This window comes from uncultured Ralstonia sp., assembly GCA_913056305.1.
Taxonomy (GTDB): Bacteria; Pseudomonadota; Gammaproteobacteria; order Burkholderiales; family Burkholderiaceae; genus Ralstonia.
The window spans coordinates 1-4,601 of record CAJXMR010000301.1; the positions used below are offsets into that span (position 1 = coordinate 1).

Genomic DNA, 4,601 nt, shown 5'->3' on the forward strand with positions numbered 1-4,601 from the left:
CCAGCGTGCTGGCCTGGCGCGCGTTGTCGGCGTTCTGCTTCACGATCGAGGTCAGTTGCTCCATGCTCGATGCGGTCTGCTCCAGCGACGAGGCCTGCTGCTCCGTACGCTGCGACAGGTCGGTATTGCCGGCAGCAATCTGCTCGGTGGCGCTGGCGATCGAATCCGAGCCCGTGCGCACCTGCCCCACCATCTTCTGCAGGCTCTCCTGCATCCGCTGCAGGGCCAGCAGCAGGCGGCCGGTTTCATCGGCGCGCACAACGTGGATCGTGTGGGTCAGGTCCCCCCGGGTGATGTGCTCGGCCTGCTCCACGGCACGGGCCAGCGGCAGCGTGATGGAGCGGCGCAGCGCCCAGGTCAGCAAGCCGCCCACGACGATGCCGACCACCAGCAGCGCGGTCGTGAGCGTGCTCAGGCTGGCCTGCTCGCGTTCGCCGGCTTCATAGCCCGCGTGTGCGATGTCCATCTGCATGTGGTCCAGCGCGGTGATCTTGTCGCCCAGCGGCCGGTACAGCACCGGCATGATGTCCTGCATGATCTTGGCCGCGCCGGCCTGATCGTTGGCCTGCACTGCCCGCAGCAGAACCTCGGCGCCGTCGTGGAGGAATGTGTTGCGCAGCGCTTCGGCCGCCTCCGCCAACTGCCGCTCCTGCGGTTCAGCGGGCAAGGCGCGGTACTGCTTCCACGCAGCATCCGACTTGTCGCGGAACATCTTGGCGCGCTCGACGGTGTCCTTGATATCGGATGCGCCGGTGGCCATGGCCGCACGGTCCAGCACGAGCCGATAGCGCAGCAGGTTGGCATCGGAATCGGCCAATGCCACGGCGCCGGCAAGCTGCACCGAATAGGTCTGCTGCACACGCGCGTTGGCGTGACGCATGCCGATCAGCCCCGTCACGCCCACGACGATGGCAAGCACACCAATGCCCACCATCATCAGCGCCAGTCGGAGCCGGATGGTCATCCTGCTGAACATGGTTCCCTCTCCCCAACCAAGCGATGCACCACGTGTCATGCTGGCGTGTGCTCTCACGCCGGCCGGGTGTCTCGTCGCTTTCCGGACGTCAGCGCATCCGGCGCACTGGCCGGCGGCAACCCAGCCGCGCGACCGCATTGTTCACGTCATCGTCAGGCCGCTTCAGCCTCGTCGCACAGCGCCATGTCGGCCGACATCAGCAGCTGCTCGATGTCCACCAGGATCAGCATGCGCTCGTCGATCGAGCCCAGGCCACGGATGTATTCCGTGTCCAGCGCGCCCGAGAATTCCGGCGCCGGCTTGATCTGCTGGCTCTGCAGCGTCAGCACGTCCGACACGCCATCCACCACGATGCCGACCACGCGGTCGGTCAGGTTCAGGATGATGACGACGGTGTATTGGTTGTACTCGACGCGGTCGAGCTGGAACTTGATGCGCAGGTCGACGATCGGCACGATGATGCCGCGCAGGTTGATCACGCCCTTGATGAAGTCGGGGGCGTTGGCAATGCGCGTGACTGTCTCGTAACCGCGGATCTCCTGCACCTTCAGGATGTCGATGCCGTACTCTTCACGGCCCAGGGTAAAGGCCAGGTACTCTTCGCCCCCGGTGTCTTCCCCGATCGCATGTTCCTTGACTTTCATTGCGAATCCCCTCGGCCCGTCTTGGCCTCTTGATTGAATACGTGACGTTGCACGGTCGATCCCAAACTGCGTTTGACTGGCTTATGCGGCAGCCATGGCTTCGGTCGAGAAGCGACCACCCTGCGCTTCCGGCGCCGTCGCTTGCTTCTCGGCACTAACGGCACGCATGGCGTTTTCTGAATGGCCCGAACGTGCCTCTCGCGCCTCGCGCATCAGCGCCGACACGTCGATGATCAGCGCCACACTGCCGTCGCCCAGGATGGTCGCGCCCGAGATGCCCGGCACCTTGCGGTAGTTGGTCTCCAGGTTCTTGATGACCACCTGCTGCTGGCCGACCAGTTCATCGATCTGCAGGGCGATCTTGCGGCCCTCCGCGTCCAGGATCACGACAATGCCCTCGGACGGATTGGGGATCGACGGCTCGATGCGGAAGCGCTCGAACAACGGCACCAGCGTCAGGTATTCCTCACGCACCTTGAGCAGGCGGCCGCCGCCCGGCACGGCCTTGATGTCTTCCGGACGCGGCTGCAGCGATTCGGCCACGCACGACAGCGGCAGGATGAAGACTTCGTCGCCGGTCTTGACCGACATGCCGTCCAGGATCGCCAGCGTGAGCGGCAGCACGATGCGGATAGTGGTGCCCTTGCCGCGCTGCGACTGGATCTCGACGTAGCCGCCCATCGACTGGATGTTCTGCTTGACCACGTCCATGCCCACGCCACGGCCGGACACGTCTGTCACCTGGTCGGCGGTGGAGAAGCCCGGCGCGAAGATCAGCAGGTTGATCTCGTCGTCGGTCATGTTGTCCGACACCGGCAGGCCACGCTCGCGCGCCTTCTTCAGGATCTTGTCGCGGTTCAGGCCCTGGCCGTCGTCGCTCACCTCGATCACGATGTTGCCGCCCTGGTGGGCCGCAGACAGCAGCAGCTGGCCGGTAGCGTCCTTGCCGGCGGCCACGCGGGCCTCGGGCAGTTCGATGCCGTGGTCCAGGCTGTTGCGCACGAGGTGCGTGAGCGGGTCGATGATGCGTTCGATCAGGCCCTTGTCCAGCTCGGTCGATTTGCCGAAGGTCGACAGCTCGACCTGCTTGCCCAGCTTATTCGCCAGGTCGCGCACCAGGCGCGGGAAGCGGTTGAACACGTAGTCCATCGGCATCATGCGGATGGACATGGCGGCTTCCTGCAGGTCACGCGCGTTGCGCTGCAGCTGCGAGAGTCCCGAGAACAGGCGTTCATTCAACACCGGGTCGAACGACGATGCGGTCTGCGCCAGCATGGCCTGCGTGATGACGAGTTCGCCCACCAGGTTGATCAGCTGGTCGACCTTCTCCACACCCACACGGATGGAAGTCTCGGCGGCGACGGCCGGCTTCTCGGCAGCAGCCGGACGCGACGGCATCGGTGCGACGGGAGCAGCGGCAACGGCCGGCGCCACTTCGTTGGCCGCGGGTGCGTGCGCCACGTCCTGCGCAGCCACCGGCGTCGGCGCGGCCACCTGCTCGGCAACCGGGGCAGCGGCCACCGCAGCCGGTGCGGCGTCGGCCACGTACGGCTTGATGTCGATCTGGTCGGCGTCGATGATGAAGCAGCTCACCGCGATGATGTCATCGGGCGAGCAGGTGGTCTGCAGCACGATGTCGCTGTTGCGGCCGGCGCGCACGTTGCGCAGCACGGTGCCCAAGTGCTTGAGCTCGGTGACGATCAGCTCGCAGTCTTCGTCCGACACGTTGGTCAGCTTGATGGCCAGGCCACCCTCGACCGCGCCGAGCGACGGCTGGGCCGGCGCCTGCTCTGCCGCCGGAGCCGGTTCAGCGGCCGGCACGTCTGCCGGTGCGGCAACTGCGGCCGCAGTCACCGGCGCTGCAGGCGCACCCCCGCCCGCCGCCAGGCTGTTGAGCTTGGCCACCATGTATTCGAGCGTGGCGGTATCGATGGGGTGCTCGTGCCGGTAGGCTTCAAGTTGGCTTTTCAACACGTCTTTCGTTTCCAGGAAAGCGTCTACCATGTCCTCGCGCAACTGCAGCGTGCCCGTGCGTGCGCGATCCAGAATCGATTCGGCCACATGCGTCAGTTCCGTCATGTGTGTAAAGCCGAAGGTTGCGGCGCCACCCTTGATGGAGTGCGCGCAGCGGAAGATGGCGTTCAGATCGTCGGATGACGGGTTGCTGACGTCGAGATCGAGCAGCAGCCGCTCCATGTCGACGAGCAGCTCTTCCGCCTCTTCAAAGAACGCGCCGAAAAACTGGCTGAGATCGAGGTTCATGTGGTGGTCTCGGTCAATGCGTGGATGCGGACGACCCGTGGGTCTGTGCATGCCATTCCAGCAGCTGGATCACGGAGTCGGTCAGGCCTTCCGGATCGAACGGCTTGGGCAGGAAGCCGGTGGCACCGGCTGCGCGCGCCTGGTCGCGGATGGTGCTGTCGGCTTCGGTGGTCAGCATCAGGATCGGCGTGTCGGCGTAGGCCGGCAGCGTGCGCAGGGCGCGGATCAGCGTGAGGCCGTCCATCGAGGGCATCACCTGGTCGGTGATCACCAGATCGTGGTGGCTGGCCTCCTCTTTGTGCGCGACTTCCAGCGCCGCGCTGCCGTCGGTGGCTTCGGTCACCACGAACCCGCATTCGCGCAGGCATGCGGCGATCATGCGGCGGATCGACGTGGAATCGTCCACCACCAGGATGTGTTTTTCGCTCATCGGTTCGTCTCTCCCCTCGGCACTTACGGCTTGGCCTGGCCTGCTGCTGCCGCTGTCCCGGTCGCACGCGCGGCGGCGTCGGTCAGCGTGTCTTTTCCATCATTGCGCAGGTCGGCCACCGGCTCGATCCCGCCCGAGCGCACCGCCTCGGCCGTGCGTGCGTTGAGCACGACGATGCTGATGCGGCGGTTGATCGGGTTGTACGGATCGGTCTTGTCCAGCGCCACGGACGCTTCCAGGCCCACCACGCGGCTGACCTTCTCGGGCTGCATGCCGCCCGCCACCAGCT

General features: G+C 65.8%; 4 protein-coding genes and 1 pseudogene. All 5 read right to left on the reverse strand.

From position 1 onward, the window contains the following. On the reverse strand, window positions 1-976 hold a 976-nt coding region (locus QZ609_RS24860), incomplete at its 3' end, for a Tar ligand binding domain-containing protein (RefSeq protein ID WP_295500632.1). A gap of 152 nt (window positions 977-1,128) precedes the next feature. Further along, the gene (locus QZ609_RS24865; protein ID WP_295500634.1) at window positions 1,129-1,620 is read right to left on the reverse strand and encodes a chemotaxis protein CheW; all 492 of its coding nucleotides are present in this window, start codon (window positions 1,618-1,620) and stop codon (window positions 1,129-1,131) included. A gap of 81 nt (window positions 1,621-1,701) precedes the next feature. Continuing rightward, window positions 1,702-3,882 (reverse strand): chemotaxis protein CheA, encoded by a 2,181-nt coding sequence (gene cheA / locus QZ609_RS24870; protein WP_295500637.1) that lies wholly within the window; start codon window positions 3,880-3,882, stop codon window positions 1,702-1,704. 13 nt (window positions 3,883-3,895) lie between these two features. Further along, window positions 3,896-4,312, reverse strand: coding sequence for a response regulator (locus QZ609_RS24875; protein ID WP_295500639.1), 417 nt, complete (start codon window positions 4,310-4,312; stop codon window positions 3,896-3,898). 23 nt (window positions 4,313-4,335) lie between these two features. Beyond that, window positions 4,336-4,601, reverse strand: a pseudogene (locus QZ609_RS24880) (motility protein MotB); the annotation flags it as partial.